Here is a 15,679-nt window from a genome sequence, read left to right on the forward strand (position 1 = left end):
CGTAGGAAGGTGGCCGAGCATCGATTGCCCGCCATCGGGGCCGCTGCCTAGCGTCGTGGGTGTGCTGATCTCGTTCCTCACGCTGGTGGGCTTCGGCTGCCTGACCGGCGTCACCACGGTGTTCTTCGGCTTCGGCGGCGGCTTCGTCACGGTGCCCGTCGTCTACGGCGTGCTGACCGTGGCCGCGCGCCCGGCGGCGGGCGGCGCCGACGCCATGCACGTCGCCGTCGCGACCTCGGCGGCCGTGATGGCCGTCAACGCCTCCGCGGCGGCGCTCGCCCAGTGGCGCGCGGACCGGCTGCGCACGGAGTACGTCTGGCCGCTGGCCGGCTACATCGCGCTCGGCGCCGCCGCCGGGTCGCTGGCCGCGACCCTGGTCGGCGGCACCGTGCTGCGGCTGCTGTTCGCCGCCTACCTGCTGGTGACGATCGCCGACAGCCTGCTGCGCAAGGGCTTCCTCGCCGCGGTGGCCCGGGAGCGGCCGCGGCCGCTGGGCCGCTCCACCGTCACCTTCGGCGGGGTCGGGATCGGGCTGGTGGCCGCGGGCCTCGGGGTGGGCGGCAGCGTCATGACGGTGCCGCTGCTGCGGCGGCGCGGGCTGCCGATGGCCGAGGCGACCGCGACGGCCAACCCGCTCAGCGTCCCCGTCGCGCTGACCGGCACCCTGGTCTACGCCCTCGCCCCCGCGGTGACCGCGGCCGGCGGCGCCGGTCGGCTCGGCTACGTCGACCCCGCGGCGGGCGCCGCCCTGCTCGCCGGTTCGCTGCCGGTGATCGCGCTGCTGCGGCGTACCGCCGGCCGGGTCCCGGACCGGGTCCACTCGGCGGCGTACGTGGGGCTGCTGCTGGTTGTCCTGGTGGTGATGACGGCCACGGGGGCGTGAAGGCGCGCGAGGGAAGGGCCCGCGTCCTCGGGGGGAGTAAGGACGCGGGCCCTTGGGCGGGGCGGGAGCGTGGGGGCAGCCCGCCCCGCGGGCAAAGAGGCGGTTCAGCAGGCGCCGAGGTCGCTCCAGACGCCCCACTCGCCGGTGGTGCCGGGCTCCTCGTTGGTGGTCCACCACTTGGCCTGCCAGTTGTGGCCCTTCCAGGAGACCTGGTTGCCGCCGACGTAGACGGCGCTGGAGCTCCAGGAGGCCAGGGTGCAGGTGCCGCCGGTGCCGCCGGTGGTGGTCCCGCCGGTGGTGGTCCCGCCGTCCGTGGTGCCGGACGTGGTGCCCGAGGTCGTGCCGGACGTGGTGCCGGAGGTGGTCCCGCCGTCCGTGGTGCCGGAGGTGGTGCCCGACGTGGTCCCGGACGTGGTGCCGCCGGTCGTGCTGCCGCTGGTGGTACCGCTGCTGGTGCCGCCGGTCGTGGAGCTGCCGGAGCAGTCGGTGGCCGAGCCGTTCGTCGCGGTGACGATCTTGTTGAAGAGCGTCGCGGAGGCGTCCAGGTCGAGCAGCGAGTACATCATCGACCCGCCGAGGCCGTTGCAGTGCGCATAGTTGGCCTTGGCGGTGATGGACTGGTCGCTCAGGCCGGTCCAGAAGGTGGACCCGTCGTAGAAGTACGCGGACTGCGACTTGGCGTCGTAGAAGGTGTCGGCGGAGTTGTCGACGACCCCGCTCAGCTCCTTGTAGTAGGCGATCCCGGCCGTCGCGCTGATCCCGCGCGCCGCGGAGGGGCCGGTCGCGGACTGGTAGAGGCCGTGGTTGCTGCCGGCCGCGACCCCGGTCCAGCCGCGGTAGTACAGCGGGTAGCCCATGGTGATCTTGGCCGCCGGCATGCCGCCCGGGATGCCGTACGCCGCGTCGCCCTGGGTCCACGCCTTGAGCGCGTTGTCGGTGCTGTACTTCTCGGTGCCCGGGGCGACCGCGGTGGACGGGTCGTCCGGCGACTCGTAGAGCGGGTCCTGCTCGTTGGTCGGGCCGGTGGCCTCGAAGCCGCCGTGCATGTCGTACGTCATGACGTTCGCGTAGTCGAGGTACTGGCCGATCTTGTCGGTCTCGATGTTCGCGATCTTGTCCTGGCCCGACGGCAGGGCCGCGGTCAGCAGCAGGTGCTTGCCGCCGTTGGCGGTGCCGTACGCGTCCAGCTCGCTGCGGAACTCCGCGAGGAGCTTGGTGTAGTTGGCCTTGTCGTCGGCGCTGTAGTGGTTGCCGACATGGCCGTTCGCCGAGCCCGGGTACTCCCAGTCGATGTCGAAGCCGTCGAAGATGCCGGCCGCGCTGCCGTCGCCGCCGTAGCCGCCCTGCACGGGCAGGTTGCCCTTGATGAACATGTCGATGCAGGAGCTGACCAGCTTCTTGCGGCTGGCGTCGGTCGCCGCGGCGTCGGAGAAGTACTTGGAGTAGGTCCAACCGCCCAGCGAGACCAGGATCTTCAGGTTCGGGTACTTCGCCTTCAGCTCCTTGAGCTGGTTGAAGTTGCCCACGATCGGCTGGTTGTAGACGTCGGCGGTGCCGTTGACGCTGATGTCCGAGCCGAACGACTTCTGGTAGTCGGCGAACGCGTCGCCCGCGCCGTCGCCCGCGTTCGGGTCCGACTCGTTCGTGGAGTCCGACGCCTTGGTCGCCTCGAAACAGGTGAGGTTGGTCGGGTCGATGTTCTCGAACGAGTAGTTGAGGATGTCGAGCTTGCCGGCGATGCCCTCGGTGTCCAGGTTCTTCGGGTAGAAGGCGTTGCCGTAGACGCTCCACTGGTCGTAGTAGGCGATCTTGGCCCCGCCGCTGCTCGCGGCGGCGGCCGCGGGCTGGGCCGCGGCGGCCTTCGCCGCGGCGCCGGCGGAGTCCGCCTGCGCGGTGCCGACCCCGCCGACCAGGGCGGCGAACAGGCCCAGTCCGACGGCGGCGCTGGTGGCCGCGGCCACGAACGCTCTCTTCCTTGACCTTGAGTGCACAAGGACCTCCGGGGGGAGAGGGAGGAACAACAAGGGGCGTCCAGAATGGTTAACCCTTGGTCAAGTGCACGTCAATGGTCTGAACCAGAGTTGGACTAGACCAATCGGACGGTGCCGGGGCGCGGCGCGGCACCCCGCCGACATGGCGCCGACGTGCGGCGACAGCCGTGACGAGGGCTTTAAGTCGTACTTAAGTCGGCGTTCGGCGCCCGCCGGCCGCCGCGTACCGAACGGACCACCGACCGGCCGGTAACCCTCCCTTAACCGCCGCCGGCGCACGACGAAGCCGCCGCCGGCCCCTTCGGCCGACGGCGGCTCACCTGCCAGAGCCGCGCCCGCTCAGGCGGACGCGGCGATGTCCTTCGGGAAGTCGTACGCGTCCGCGATCAGTTCGTACGACCGCAGCCGGGCGGACGGGGTGTGCGCGTTCGCGGTGATCACCAGCTCGTCGGCGCCGGTGCGCCCCGCCAGTTCGTCGAGCCCGGCCTTCACCGCCGCCGGGTCGCCGTAGATCACGTTGCCGAGCCAGGAGTCGACGAAGTCCCGCTCGATCGGGCTGAACTCGTACGCCGCCGCCTCCTCGGGCGTCGGGACCAGACCGGGGCGGCCGGTGCGCAGCCGGAGCATGCTCAGCGCCCCGGACAGCACCTGGCGGCGGGCCTCCTCCGGGTCCTCGGCGGCCAGCGCGGCCACGCCGATCGAGGCGTACGGCCGGTCGAGGACCTCCGAGGGGCGGAACGACTCGCGGTACAGCGCCAGCGCGGGCAGCGTGTTGGCCGCGGAGAAGTGGTGCGCGAAGGAGAACGGCAGCCCGAGCGCACCGGCCAGCTGCGCGCTGAAGCCGGAGGACCCCAGCAGCCACACGCTCGGCCGGGCCGGGGACTGCACCCCGCCGGCCGCCGTGCCCTGGACCGGGCCGGGGATGGCGTGGATGCGCGCGAAGCGGTGGCCGTCGGGGAAGGAGTCGTCCAGGAACCGGGTCAACTCCGCCAGCTGGCGCGGGAAGTCGTCGGCGCCCTCGTGCAGGGACTCGGTGCGGCGCAGCGCGGCGGCCGTCGCGCCGTCGGTCCCCGGGGCGCGGCCGAGGCCGAGGTCGACGCGGCCGGGGGCGAGCGCTTCGAGGGTGCCGAACTGCTCGGCGATCACCAGCGGTGCGTGGTTGGGCAGCATGACGCCGCCCGAGCCGAGCCGCAGCGTGCGGGTGTGGGCGGCGAGGTGGGCGAGGATCACCGCGGGCGAGGAGCTGGCGACGCCCGGCATCGAGTGGTGCTCGGCGACCCACATCCGGTGATAGCCGCGGGTCTCGGCGACCCGGGCGATCTCCACGCTGGTGCGCAGCGCGTCCCCGGCGGTGTAGCCGCTGCCGACGGTGGCCAGGTCGAGCACCGACAGGGGCACCGGAGCGCTCCCGCGGACCGTCCCCCGGATACCGTGTCCCGGGTCGGGCAGGCTTGCGTCGGCCACGGTGGGCGCCTCCTTGTGCTGCGCGAGTGGATGAAGTGCGGGTGCGGACGCGTGTCATCGTCCGCCCAGTGCAACCGGGGCGCGCGGCCGCCTTATTCCCGCTTCCGCGCGCTCCCATCGGACCGGCGCGAATCAGCACTTGCAGATCAGCCCGAAGAGGGCAATGACCATGTCATATGCCACCGTGCCCTCTTCCTGGGTATACGTACGCGAGCGGTTCGAATCGCTTTCAACCGCCTCTGCCGGAAAGGGCATTGGCGCTATCGTGGAGTTCCGGTCCCGCCGCGGGTCAGCCCTGATACTGACCCACGACCAGCGGTCGGACCACACACGCAGACGGTCTTACCTTGCAGGGGGTCACCGTGGCGCTGGAACACCGACAGGTCGGGCCGGGGGTGCAAGCGGTCCAGTACGCGCTGCGCGTGCTCGAATCCGTCACCACGCACAGCAGCGGCATCACCGCCGAGCAGCTCGCCCGCGACATCGGCGTGCCGCTGAGCTACCTCAACCAGTTGCTCGCCATGCTGCGCAGGGAACGCTACCTCGGATTCGTACCCGGCGGCGGCTACGTCATCGGAGAGTCGCTGGTGCTGCTCGGCGCCGCCAAGCGCGATGCCGCGCTCGCCGAGAAGCTCCGGGTGATCCTGACCGAGCTGCGGGACGAGGTCGGCGCCGCCGTCTACTTCAGCCGGTACGACGACGGCGAGGTGCGGATCATCGACTTCGCCGACGGCCCGAACGCGCCGAAGGTCAACGAGTGGGTGGACTTCCGCTCCGCCGCCCACGCCAGCGCGGTCGGCAAGTGCCTGCTGGCGCAGCTCGACCACAACGGCCGCCGCGAGCACCTGTCCCGGCACCGCCCGGCCCGGCTCACCTCCCGCACCGTGATCGACGACCGGGTGCTGCTGACCAAGCTGGAGCGGCAGCCGGCCAGCATCCCCACGCTCGACCTCCAGGAGTACGCGGTCGGCACCGTCTGCGCGGCGATCCCGGTCACCATCGGCAGCACCGTCGCGTGCCTGGCGCTGTCCATGCCGTACGCCCAGGCGCACCGGCTGCGGCCGGCCGTGGACACCCTGCACGAACGGGCCGCTCCGGTGCTGCTGAGCATGAGCATCTGATTTTCGCCGCACGGCGGCCATGCGGTATGGTTTTCCACGTCAGCAGGCGCCGCTAGCTCAGTTGGTTAGAGCAGCTGACTCTTAATCAGCGGGTCCGGGGTTCGAGTCCCTGGCGGCGCACATGACGTAAGGGTTCGGGCCCTGACCGGTCGGTTTCGACGGTCAGGGCCCGGACCCTTTCCGCGTGGCCCGGGCGGATCGGGACCGGCGCGCGGATCGGTCCCGGACGCGGGTCAGGACCAGTGCGCGGGGCGGCCCAGGTCCGCGGCGATCCGGGTGCGGGCGTCGCCGCGCGCCGCGCTCACCTGGGACCGGGTGAGGAAGAGGGCGCCGGTCAGGTCGGCGCCGCGCAGGTCCGCGTCCCGCAGGTCAGCGCCGATCAGGTCGGCCAGCCGCAGGTCGGCGCCGCGCAGGTCGGCCGCGATCAGGCAGGCGCCGCGGAAGTCGGTGCCCCGCAGGTCCGCGCCGCGCAGCCGGGCGCCGAGCAGGTCCGCGCCGCGGCGGCCGGGCCGGCGCCGCCCGCCCGGGACGGCGGCCCGCACCAGCTCGCTCGCCCGCAGCAGCAGCGGGTTGACCGCGGCGCGCTCGGCGTCGAGGTCGAGGCCGGCCAGGGCGTCCGGGGCGAGGGCGGTCAGCGCGCGGACCCGGGCGAGCTCGCGGTCCGCGGCCGGGTGGAGCGCGGCGGCGGCCGGGCGGGCGCGTACCTCGGTGAGGTAGGCGAGCAGTTCGTGCAGCTGGCGCATCCGCGGCAGCGCGGCGAACATCGCCCGGCCGCCGTCCCGCGCGCCGCGCCAGTCCCGGCCGCCGAAGGTCACCTGCGAGAGGTGCTGGCCCGCACCGAAGCAGTCGTAGACCGTGCAGCCGCGGTAGCCGGCGTCGCGCAGCCCGGCGTGGATACCGCAGCGGTGGTCGGCGGCGAGGTTGCGGCACGGATCGCCGGCGTCCTTGTCGTCGGCGAAGTCCGCGGAGCGGGTGAAGGCCAGGGCCACGCAGCACAGGCCGAAGCAGTTCGCGCAGTCCGCGCGCAGCAGGGGCGGCTCCCCGCCCGGCCGGGCCGCCGGGGCGTCCTCCGTCGTGGTCACGCGCGCCCCTTCGCAAGGTCCGTCTCCCCGGCCGGACCGACGCCCCGCCCGCGTCCATGGTGCCCTACGCGGCGGGCGGCCCCCGCCGCGAGCCCGGGCGGGGTTCTCCGGGGGGACGCGGAAACCGCGGAAACCGGGCCGCCGGGAGGTCTGCCGGGTCGGGCGCGCGGGGACAGCGCCCGCCATCGGGTTGCACGCGTGCGTGAAGCTGGGGAACGTTGGATGTGTGCGCAGCGTTCCTGGCCACGGTGTGCCGGCCGCGGCCGGCCGGGTGCGTGGCGCGGGAGGCACGCGGCCGAGGCGACCGGGAAGGCCAGACAGGTACTCCACGTGAAGAACGCCTGGATGCGAGCCGTGCAGCGGCTGGAGACCGACTACCTCTCCCGCATGGGCATGTCGCTGCCGCTCCTCGCGCTGGCTCTGGTCACGCTGATCGACGTGTCCGCGGGCCGGGACCACTACCTGACCCCCGGCATCATCGTGGCGCCCCCGCTCGCCGCCATCACCGTGACGTGGAAGCGGACCCTGTTCATCTGCGTGCTCGGCGCCACCATCCAGGCCGCGCTGTCGCCCTACGACGGCATCACCCACATCCGCAACCACGACGTCCTGGTCGGCCAGCTCATCTCCTACTGCCTGGTCAGCCTCTTCAGCGTGTACATCGCGTGGCGGCGGGAGACCGGGGCGAAGGCGTTCAGCGCGATCACGTCCGTCGCCGAGGCGGCCCAGCACGCCCTGATGCGGCCGCCCGCGCCGCGCGTCGGCACGATCCGGCTCGCGGTGCGGTACGTCTCCGCCGCCGACGCCGCGCAGATCGGCGGGGACCTGTACGCCGTGCTCGACACCCCGCACGGTGTGCGGGCGATGATCGGCGACGTCCGCGGCAAGGGGCTGGCCGCCGTGCAGACCTCGGCGGTGGTGCTCGGCGCGTTCCGCGAGGCCGCGTACGACGAGGGCGGGCTCGACACGGTCGCCGCGCGGGTCGACACGAGTGTGGCGCGGCACGTGGACACCGGCGACTTCATCACGGCGCTCTTCGCCCAGTTCGACCGGCCGGACAGCGTGGAGCTGCTGCACTACGGCCATGTGGCGCCGCTGCGGGTCTCCCGTGACGGCAAGGTGGAGACCCTGGAGCCGGTCGACCCGTGGGTGCCGCTGGGGCTGGCCGGGATGGTCGGTGCCGGCTCGGGCGATCCGGCGCCGGGCCCCGGGTCGCTGCCGGTGGCGGTGCCCGAGTCCGCGCCCGCGGCCGCCGACGTCGCCCCGCCCGTCACCCGGGGGCCGGTGCCCTGGCGGGTGCCGCTGCTGCCCGGCGACATCCTGGTCCTGTGCACGGACGGTGTCATCGAGGCGCGCAGCCCCCGCGACAACACCTTCTACCCGCTCTCCGAGCGGGTCGGCCCCCTCGTCGCCGGCTGCGGCCACGACCTGGACGGCGCCGTCGAACGCGTCTACGCCGACCTCCTGGCCCACGCCGGCGGCTCCCTCTCCGACGACGTGGTCCTTCTCCTGCTGGCCCCCATCCCCCGCCCCCTCCCCACCCACCCCCCGGACCCGCCCCTGTTCTGAGCCCCCGCTCCACAGGCCGCCATGGCCCGGGCCCGTGCGCCCGGCCCGTGCGCCGGGGGCGGGATTCAGGGGCGGGTGGCGCGTTCCAGTGCGGTGAGGACGGAGGCGTAAGGCTCCCCGGTGGCGTCTTCGAGGGCCAGCTCGCAGCTGCGGTCGGCCGAGAGGTGCGCGGTGAAGGGGCGGGCGGCGACCTCCTCCGCCTCGGGGCGGGTGGCGGCCGCGGTGAGGGGGCCGTGCGGGCGGCGGCGGAGCCGGTGGTCGGGCGCGGCGCCGCAGCAGCCGGCGTCGTCGGGGACGACGACCTCGCGGGCGCAGGCGCGGGCGACGGTCTCCAGGGCGCTCGCACCGAGCAGGTCCGCGCCGGTCGGGTCCGCGCCGAGGTGGGCGGCCGCGCAGGTGGGGTGGAGCACCGCAGAGTCCAGCGGCCTGCTGACGGTGAGCTTCGGCAGCAGCTGCGCCGCCGTCCAGGCCACCGCGTCCATGATCGTCAGCTCGACGTGCAGCGCGCGGTTGGCGGCGGTGAGGTGGGGGGCGAGGTCCCGGGTGAGCCCGAGCGCGCAGGACTGGGCATCCACGACCAGCGGCAGCCGCCCGCCGCCGGTCCACGCCCAGGCGTGCTCCACCACCCGGTTCGCCATGACCGCGTGCCCCTCGTCGTAGCCGCCGGCGTGCCAGCCGGCGCCGCAGCAGGTGCGGGTGACACCGGGCGGAATCCACAGCGGCTGCCCGGCCCGTTCGGCCAGGGCGACCAGCGCGTGCACCACCCAGCCGCCCGGGCCGCCGCTCGGGCCGCCGCTCGGCGGGCCGAAGATCCGGTTGGCGCAGGACGGCAGGTAGACCGCGGCGGCGCCCTGCCGTTCGGTGCGCGGCAGGCGCGGTGCGAGGCCGGGCCGCGCCTGCACCCGCCCGCTGCCGCGTACGGCGCCGGCCGCGCTCATCCCGGCCCGCACCGCGCGGGCGGCGGTCTGCCAGTGGGTGGCGAGCGCGGTGGCGGCGCGCTGCTCGGCGCGGGTGTGCCGGACCCGCCGCAGGTCCCGCATGAGGGCGCCGGTGTCGATGCCGGCCGGGCAGGCGGTCGCGCACAGCGTGTCGCCGGCGCAGGAGTCCACGGCGTCGTGGCCGTAGGCGTCCAGGAGGGCCCGGAGCACCGGTGAGCCGGGCGGCTGCCGGAACATCTCGCGGCGCAGCGCGATCCGCTGCCGCGGGGTGGTGGTCGCCTCCCGGCTGGGGCAGACCGGTTCGCACAGGCCGCACTCGGTGCAGGCGTCGGCGGCCTCCCCGGTGACCGGGAGGGTCTTCAGGCCGCGCAGGTGGCCGCGCGGGTCCTGGTCGAGCACGACCCGCGGGGCGAGCACGCCGACGGGGTCGAGCAGCGCCTTGACCCGCCACATCAGGGCGGTGGCGCGCGGCCCCCACTCCCGTTCCAGGAACGGCGCGAGGGTGCGCCCGGTGCCGTGGCCGGCCGCCAGTGAGCCGTCGAACCGCTCGGTGACGGTGCGGCAGAAGTCGTCGGTGAAGGCGGCGTAGCGCTCGACGTCGGCCGGCTCCGCGGCGTCGAGGGCGAGCGGGAAGCGCAGGGTGCCGTGGGCGGCGTGGCCGGCCACGGCCCCTTCGAAGCCGTGCCGCCGCTGGAGCGCCCGCAGTTCCGCGCACGCCTCGGCGAGCCGGTGCGGCGGCACCGCGAAGTCCACGGTGACCAGGGTGGTGCCGGGCGGCCGGGCGCCGCCGACCGCGGCCGCGGCGGCCCGGTGCAGCCGCCACAGCCGGGAGACCGCCGCCGGGTCGCGGCTGAAGGAGTTGTCCGCGGAGGCCACCGGCGCGACCAGCCCGAGGTCGTCGCGGACCCGGCGGGCGGCCCGTTCGTAGGCGGCCAGTTCGGTGTCGTCCGCGGCCCGGAACTCCACCAGCAGCGCGGCGCAGTCGGCGGGCAGCCGGTGCCAGTCGCCGGGGGCGCCGGGCAGGCCGGCGGCCGCGGCCAGCACCTGGCCGTCCATCAGCTCCACCGCCGCCGCGCCGGCCTGCGCGAAGGGCGCGGCCGCGCCCGCGGCGGCGTCCAGCGTGGGGAAGAACAGCAGCCCGGCGGTGGCGGCGGGCCGGGCCGGGAGCGTGGCGTAGACCGCCTCGGCGACGAACCCGAGGGTGCCCTGCGAGCCGATCATCAGCCCGCGCAGGATCTGCACCGGGGTCTCGGCGTCGAGGAAGGCGTCCAGCCGGTAGCCGCCGGTGTTGCGGACGGCGTGCTTGGCGCGGATGCGGGCGGTCAGTGCCGGGTCGCCCTCGATCTCGTCCTTCAGGTCCAGCAGGCCCTGGTACAGCTCGGGTTCCGCGGCGGCCAGCGCCGCGTCGGCGTCGGGGTCGGCGGTGTCCACGACGGTGCCGGAGGCCAGCACCGCGGTGAGCGAGACGACGGTGCGGTAGGAGTCGCGGGCGCTGCCGGCGGCCGCCCCGGCGGCGTTGGTCGCCAGCACCCCGCCGACCGTGGCGGCGGCCGCGCTCGCCGGGTCGGGCCCCAGCACCCGGCGGTGCCGGGCGAGCGCGGCGTTCGCCCGGGCCAGCACCGTCCCGGGCAGCACCCGCGCCCGGGTGCCGCCGGCCTCGACCTCGACACCGGCGAAGTGGCGCCGCACGTCCACGAGGATGTCCTCGCCCTGGGCCTGCCCGTTCAGGCTGGTGCCGGCCGCCCGGAAGACCAGGTTGCGGCGCTGCGCGCGGGCGTACCCCAGCAGCTTGACGACGTCCTGCACGCTGTCGGGGACCACCACCGTCTGCGGGACGAACCGGTACGGGCTCGCGTCGGTGGCGTAGCGCACCAGGTCGGGGGCACCGCCGAGCACCTTGCCCGGGCCGAGCAGCGCTTCGAGGTCGGCGCGCAGGCCGGGCGGGGTGCCGCCCGCGCGGGCCTCCTCGACCCGGTCCGGCGCCGGGCGCACGGCCGTGGCGGGGGCGGGCCGCCACCTGTCCCGCTGCGGGTCACGCTTGGGCATCCGTTCCTCCGGGTCAGGGGATCGTCACACCGCTTCGCACACCGTTCCGGTCGCACCGTTCCTGGGCACCCTTGCACCTGTGCGCACCCTAAGCCCCGCTGCCGGACGCCGCGCGCGAGCCGGTCAGGGAGGCGTACACCACCACGTTCGCCGAGTACGCCTGCCGGGCGCTGTCGAAGTCGCCGCCGCAGGTGATCAGCCGCAGCTCCGGGCGGTTCGCCGCGTCGGCGCCGTAGACCCGGGTCGCGTCGAAGTGGTCCTTGGGGACCACCTCCACCGCCTCGACGGAGAAGTCCGCGACCGAGTGGTCCGCCCGGGTCACCGCGACCAGCGCGCCCGGCTCGACCGTGCTCAGCGGGAAGAACACCGCCGGGCCGGTCTCGGTGTCCACGTGCCCGACGATCAGCGCCGCGCCGGCCGCCCCGGGGGTCGGGCCGCCGGTGTACCAGCCGGCGACCTTCGGCGTCGAGTACGGCGGCGGGTCGATCGTGCCGTCGGTCAGCCCGCGCCCGACCAGGCCGGCGTGCAGCCCGATCGAGTCGATGTCGATCCGGACCGGGTCGGACGCGGGCAGCGGCGCGTGCGCCGCGTACAGGTGCGGTGGGTGGTCGCCCGCCGCCGCGGCCGAGACCCCGCCGGCGCCGCCGGCCCCGCCGGGCGCGGTACGGCCGCCGGAGCCGTGGCCGGTGAGCCAGGCCGCGAGCAGGAGCAGGCCGACCGCGAGGGCCGTCCACGTCCTGCCGTCGGCCTTGGCCCGGGTGTCGGCCGCGGTCTCCTGCCCTGCCGCCATGCCCGGTCAGCCGCGGTTCGTGCCGCGGCGGCGGTACAGCGCCAGCCCGGCCAGCCCGGCTGCCGCGACGCCCCCGGTGACCAGCAGCGGCCCGGTGCTGCCGCCGGCCGCGGCCGGGCCGGCGGCCAGCTGCTCGGCGCCGGTGTCGCGCGCGGCGAGCTGCCGGGCGGCGCCACCGCCGCCGGCCGGCACCGGGCGGATCGGGTTGACCGGGGTGGTGGTGCTGCTGCCGCGCACCGTGATGGACGCGCTCGCCGAGCTGGTGCCGTCCTGGCAGCGCACCGCGATCGCGTACGAGCCCTGGACGGCGGTGGACTTGATGAACGCGTCGCCGTCCATGCCGCCGCCGCTCCCGGACGGGGACAGGGTCACGGTGTCCACGAACACGTCGGCGCTGGCGGTCGCGCTCTTCCCGGCCTTGCAGGAGGTCGCGAGGTGCAGGGAGACCACGCCGCCCGGCGCGACCGTGCGCGGCGAGACGTCCATCCCGCCTATGCCGGACGACGAGCTGCTCGACGAACTCGACGAACTCGACGAGCTGGACGAACTGCTCGACGAGGAGCTGCCCGACCCTCCCCCGCCGTCGTCGGCCGCGGCCGGCTTCGGCAGTCCGGAGACCCCGCCCACGGCCAGCACGGCGACGGCGCCGGCGGCAGCGACGGCGGGCAGTTTCAGACCAAACATGAGGACCTCCGCTCAGCCGGGAGCGGGGACCCGCGCCCGGTGCTTACGAAGATTCCGCCGCCCGCCGCCGCCCGCACTCCGGGCGGCGGCTCAGTGGTCCATCAGGGTGATTGTCGGCATACGGAGCGTAAAGGCCCGGCGGGTCAGATCTCGCCGACGAGGTCCGCGATCGAGTCGACCACCCGGGACGGGCGGAAGGGGTAGCGGTCGATGTCCGGCACCGTGGTCAGGCCGGTGAGCACCAGGTACGTGGTCATGCCGGACTCCAGCCCGGCCAGCACGTCGGTGTCCATCCGGTCGCCGATCATCGCGCTGGTCTCGGAGTGCGCGCCGATGACATTGAGCCCGGCCCGCATCATCAGGGGGTTCGGCTTGCCCACGAAGTAGGGGTCCTTGCCGGTCGCCCGGGTGATCAGCGCCGCCACCGAGCCGGCGGCCGGCAGCACGCCCTCCGGCGAGGGGCCGGTCTGGTCGGGGTTGGTGCAGATGAAGCGGGCGCCGCCGTTGATCAGCCGGATCGCCTTCGTCAGCGCCTCGAAGCTGTAGGTGCGGGTCTCGCCGAGCACCACGTAGTCCGGGTCGTGGTCGGTCAGGACGTACCCGACGTCGTGCAGCGCCGTGGTCAGGCCGGCCTCGCCGATGACGTACGCGGTGCCGCCCGGCCGCTGGTCGTCCAGGAACTTCGCGGTGGCCAGCGCCGAGGTCCAGATGTTGCCCACCGGCACGTCCAGGCCCATCCGGGTCAGCCGCGCGTGCAGGTCGCGCGGGGTGTAGATGGAGTTGTTCGTCAGCACCAGGAACGGCTTGCCCGACTCCCGGAGCTTCTTCAGGAACGCGTCCGCGCCGGGGATCGGCGTGCCTTCGTGGATCAGCACCCCGTCCATGTCGGTGAGCCACGACTCGATCGGCTTGCGTGTCGACACGGGTTGCTCCTGTCCTGGGGGTGCCACCTGACCGCCTGAGATGTACCAAGAGTAGCCGGGGCGGTGTGCCTGCCGGCGTCGGCCGGCAGCCGGCGGGTGCGACAGTGGCGGGTATGAGCACTCCACCGCCCCTGCGCGTCGGCCTGGTCGGATACGGCCCCGCCGGCTCGTTCTTCCACGCGCCGCTGATCGCCGCGACCCCGGGCCTGGCCCTGGACACGATCGTCACCGCCGACCCGGACCGCCGGGCCCGGGCGGGCGCCGAGCACCCGGGCGTGCGCTTCGCCGACCGCGCGGACGAGCTGTGGACGCGGGCCGGGGAACTGGACCTAGTGGTCCTCGCCTCCCCCAACCGCACCCATGTGCCGCTGGCCACCGAGGCGTTGACCGCCGGGCTGCCGGTCATCGTGGACAAGCCGATCGCCGCGACCGCCGCGCAGGCGCGCACCCTCGCCGCGCTCGCCGACGACCGCGGGCTGCTGCTCGGCGTCTTCCAGAACCGCCGCTGGGACGGCGACTTCCGCACCGTGCGCGACCTGGTGGCGCGCGGCGCGCTCGGCGACATCCACCGCTTCGAGTCCCGGTTCGAACGGTGGCGGCCCCGGCTCAAGGGCGGCTGGCGGGAGTCCGGCGACCCGGCAGACATCGGAGGTCTGCTCTACGATCTGGGCGCGCATCTCGTCGATCAGGCGCTCGTCCTGTTCGGTCCGGCCGCGCAGGTGTACGCCGAGGCCGCCGCGCTGCGGCCGGGCGCGAGCACCGACGACGACGCCTTCATCGCGCTCACCCACACCTCCGGGGTCCGCTCCCACCTGTGGATGAGCGCGCTCACCCCCCGGCTCGGCCCGCGCTTCCGCCTGCTCGGCGACACCGGCGGGTACGTCGTGCACGGGCTGGACCCGCAGGAGGCCGACCTGCGGGCGGGCCGCCGCCCGGGCGACGGCTCCCCCTGGGGCGAGGTGCCGCCGGCCGCCTGGGGCACCGCCGGCACGGACGACGACGCGGCACCGGTGCCGACCCTCCCGGGCGACTACCCCGCCTTCTACGCGGCCGTGGCGACCGCGCTGCGCACCGGCGGGGCCGCCCCGGTCACCGCGTACGAGGCCGCCGCGGCCCTGGACGTCATCGAGGCGGCCCACCGCTCCGCGGCGAGCGGGCAGAGCGTACGGCTGTGACCGGCCCCCGCCCAGGCCCCGGGCCCCACCCAGGCCCGGGGCCCAAGGCCCGCACTGACGCTCACGCGTCCTTGAACTCCTGGCGCTGGCGGCCGAGTCCGTCGATGGCGAGCTCCACCACGTCCCCGGCCCTGAGGTACGGCTTGGGCTCGGGCTGCCCCATGGCCACGCCCGCGGGGGTGCCGGTGTTGATCACGTCGCCCGGGTAGAGGGTCATGAACTGGCTGAGGTAGCGCACCACTTCGGCCACCGGGAAGATCTGGTGGGCGGTCGAGCCGTCCTGCTTCAGCTCGCCGTTCACCCACAGCTTCAGCGGCAGGGCCTGCGGGTCGGGCACCTCGTCCGCGGTGACCAGCCACGGGCCGAGCGGGTTGAACGTCTCGCAGTTCTTGCCCTTGTCCCACTGCCCGCCGCGCTCGATCTGGAACGCCCGCTCGGACACGTCGTGCGCCACCGCGTAGCCCGCGACGGCCGCCATCGCCTCCTCGTGCGAGGCGGCGTACCGCAGTTCGCGGCCGATGACGACCGCCAACTCCACCTCCCAGTCGGTCTTCTCGCTGCCGCGCGGCACCAGCACGGTGTCGTCCGGGCCGACCACGGTGTCCGGCGCCTTCATGAACACCACCGGCTCGGCGGGCGGCTCGGCACCGGTCTCGGCGGCGTGGTCGTGGTAGTTCAGGCCGATGCAGACGATCTTGCCGATGCCGGCCAGCGGCGGGCCCACCCGCTGCGCGGGGTCCAGCGCGGGCAGCGTCCCCGCGGCGAGTTCCGCGGCCACCCGCGCGAGCGCCGCCGGGTCCGCGAGCAGCGACCCGTCGATCTCCGGGACGACCGCCCCGATGTCCCTCGGGGTGCCCTCCGGGTCCAGCACGGCCGGGCGCTCCGCTCCGGCAGGTCCGACGCGCAACAGCTTCACAGGTGCACTCCACCCCTCAGGTCATCCGATGTCTCCTCGCATCCTCCCCGCGGCCGGCCCGGCCGTCAACAAGCCCCCGCCACGGGGCGCCGTGCCG

General features: G+C 74.8%; 12 protein-coding genes and 1 tRNA gene. 5 read left to right on the plus strand and 8 right to left on the minus strand.

Annotation, left to right across the window (positions count from 1 at the left end):
- Positions 1–61: 61 nt before the first annotated feature.
- Positions 62–883 (plus strand): sulfite exporter TauE/SafE family protein, encoded by an 822-nt coding sequence (locus AC3ERT_RS18025; protein WP_335977814.1) that lies wholly within the window; start codon positions 62–64, stop codon positions 881–883.
- A gap of 104 nt (positions 884–987) precedes the next feature.
- Here AC3ERT_RS18025 and AC3ERT_RS18030 read toward each other — a convergent pair whose 3' ends face one another.
- A complete protein-coding gene (locus tag AC3ERT_RS18030; protein WP_435175342.1) occupies positions 988–2,844 on the minus strand; it encodes a glycosyl hydrolase family 18 protein in 1,857 nt (618 codons plus the stop codon).
- A 369-nt stretch (positions 2,845–3,213) separates the two neighbouring features.
- The gene (locus AC3ERT_RS18035) at positions 3,214–4,338 is read right to left on the minus strand and encodes an LLM class flavin-dependent oxidoreductase (RefSeq protein ID WP_335977812.1); all 1,125 of its coding nucleotides are present in this window, start codon (positions 4,336–4,338) and stop codon (positions 3,214–3,216) included.
- A 362-nt stretch (positions 4,339–4,700) separates the two neighbouring features.
- On the opposite strand from AC3ERT_RS18035, the gene AC3ERT_RS18040 reads away from it, so the two are divergent.
- Both AC3ERT_RS18040 and AC3ERT_RS18045 read left to right on the plus strand, forming a co-directional pair.
- Positions 4,701–5,459, plus strand: a complete 759-nt coding sequence (locus tag AC3ERT_RS18040) for an IclR family transcriptional regulator (protein ID WP_435132011.1) — start codon at positions 4,701–4,703, stop codon at positions 5,457–5,459.
- A gap of 46 nt (positions 5,460–5,505) precedes the next feature.
- Positions 5,506–5,579, plus strand: a tRNA-Lys gene (locus AC3ERT_RS18045).
- A 113-nt stretch (positions 5,580–5,692) separates the two neighbouring features.
- Here the strand turns inward: AC3ERT_RS18045 and AC3ERT_RS18050 are convergent.
- Positions 5,693–6,541 carry a pentapeptide repeat-containing protein gene (locus AC3ERT_RS18050; protein ID WP_435175344.1) on the minus strand — a complete coding sequence of 283 codons (849 nt, stop codon included), beginning with the start codon at positions 6,539–6,541 and terminating at the stop codon, positions 5,693–5,695.
- Between the two features lie 345 nt (positions 6,542–6,886).
- Here AC3ERT_RS18050 and AC3ERT_RS18055 point away from each other — a divergent pair, with 345 nt between their 5' ends.
- Positions 6,887–8,110 carry a PP2C family protein-serine/threonine phosphatase gene (locus AC3ERT_RS18055; protein ID WP_335977809.1) on the plus strand — a complete coding sequence of 408 codons (1,224 nt, stop codon included), beginning with the start codon at positions 6,887–6,889 and terminating at the stop codon, positions 8,108–8,110.
- A 65-nt stretch (positions 8,111–8,175) separates the two neighbouring features.
- Here AC3ERT_RS18055 and AC3ERT_RS18060 read toward each other — a convergent pair whose 3' ends face one another.
- The 4 genes from AC3ERT_RS18060 to AC3ERT_RS18075 all read right to left on the minus strand — a co-directional run bounded on the left by AC3ERT_RS18060 (position 8,176) and on the right by AC3ERT_RS18075 (position 13,491).
- Entirely contained in the window at positions 8,176–11,094 is a 2,919-nt protein-coding gene (locus AC3ERT_RS18060; RefSeq protein ID WP_435175347.1) for an FAD-binding and (Fe-S)-binding domain-containing protein, read from the minus strand.
- A gap of 88 nt (positions 11,095–11,182) precedes the next feature.
- Positions 11,183–11,884: a class F sortase gene (locus AC3ERT_RS18065; RefSeq protein ID WP_435175349.1), complete on the minus strand. Its 702-nt coding sequence runs from the start codon at positions 11,882–11,884 to the stop codon at positions 11,183–11,185.
- A 6-nt stretch (positions 11,885–11,890) separates the two neighbouring features.
- Positions 11,891–12,568, minus strand: coding sequence for a hypothetical protein (locus AC3ERT_RS18070; RefSeq protein WP_335977803.1), 678 nt, complete (start codon positions 12,566–12,568; stop codon positions 11,891–11,893).
- A gap of 143 nt (positions 12,569–12,711) precedes the next feature.
- Positions 12,712–13,491, minus strand: a complete 780-nt coding sequence (locus AC3ERT_RS18075; RefSeq protein ID WP_335977801.1) for an HAD-IIA family hydrolase — start codon at positions 13,489–13,491, stop codon at positions 12,712–12,714.
- A 113-nt stretch (positions 13,492–13,604) separates the two neighbouring features.
- On the opposite strand from AC3ERT_RS18075, the gene AC3ERT_RS18080 reads away from it, so the two are divergent.
- Positions 13,605–14,666 (plus strand): Gfo/Idh/MocA family protein, encoded by a 1,062-nt coding sequence (locus AC3ERT_RS18080; RefSeq protein WP_435175351.1) that lies wholly within the window; start codon positions 13,605–13,607, stop codon positions 14,664–14,666.
- Positions 14,667–14,727: 61 nt separating this feature from the next.
- Here AC3ERT_RS18080 and AC3ERT_RS18085 read toward each other — a convergent pair whose 3' ends face one another.
- A complete protein-coding gene (locus AC3ERT_RS18085; protein WP_335977797.1) occupies positions 14,728–15,582 on the minus strand; it encodes a fumarylacetoacetate hydrolase family protein in 855 nt (284 codons plus the stop codon).
- Between the last annotated feature and the right edge of the window lie 97 nt (positions 15,583–15,679).

This window comes from Actinacidiphila sp. bgisy145 (assembly GCF_057708125.1).

Coding starts and splice junctions, on each gene's coding strand:
- AC3ERT_RS18055 (WP_335977809.1), top strand. CDS start 6,887: ATGCGAGCCGTGCAGCGGCTGGAGACCGACTACCTCTCCCGCATGGGC.
- AC3ERT_RS18060 (WP_435175347.1), bottom strand. CDS start 11,094: ATGCCCAAGCGTGACCCGCAGCGGGACAGGTGGCGGCCCGCCCCCGCC.
- AC3ERT_RS18065 (WP_435175349.1), bottom strand. CDS start 11,884: ATGGCGGCAGGGCAGGAGACCGCGGCCGACACCCGGGCCAAGGCCGAC.
- AC3ERT_RS18070 (WP_335977803.1), bottom strand. CDS start 12,568: ATGTTTGGTCTGAAACTGCCCGCCGTCGCTGCCGCCGGCGCCGTCGCC.
- AC3ERT_RS18080 (WP_435175351.1), top strand. CDS start 13,605: ATGAGCACTCCACCGCCCCTGCGCGTCGGCCTGGTCGGATACGGCCCC.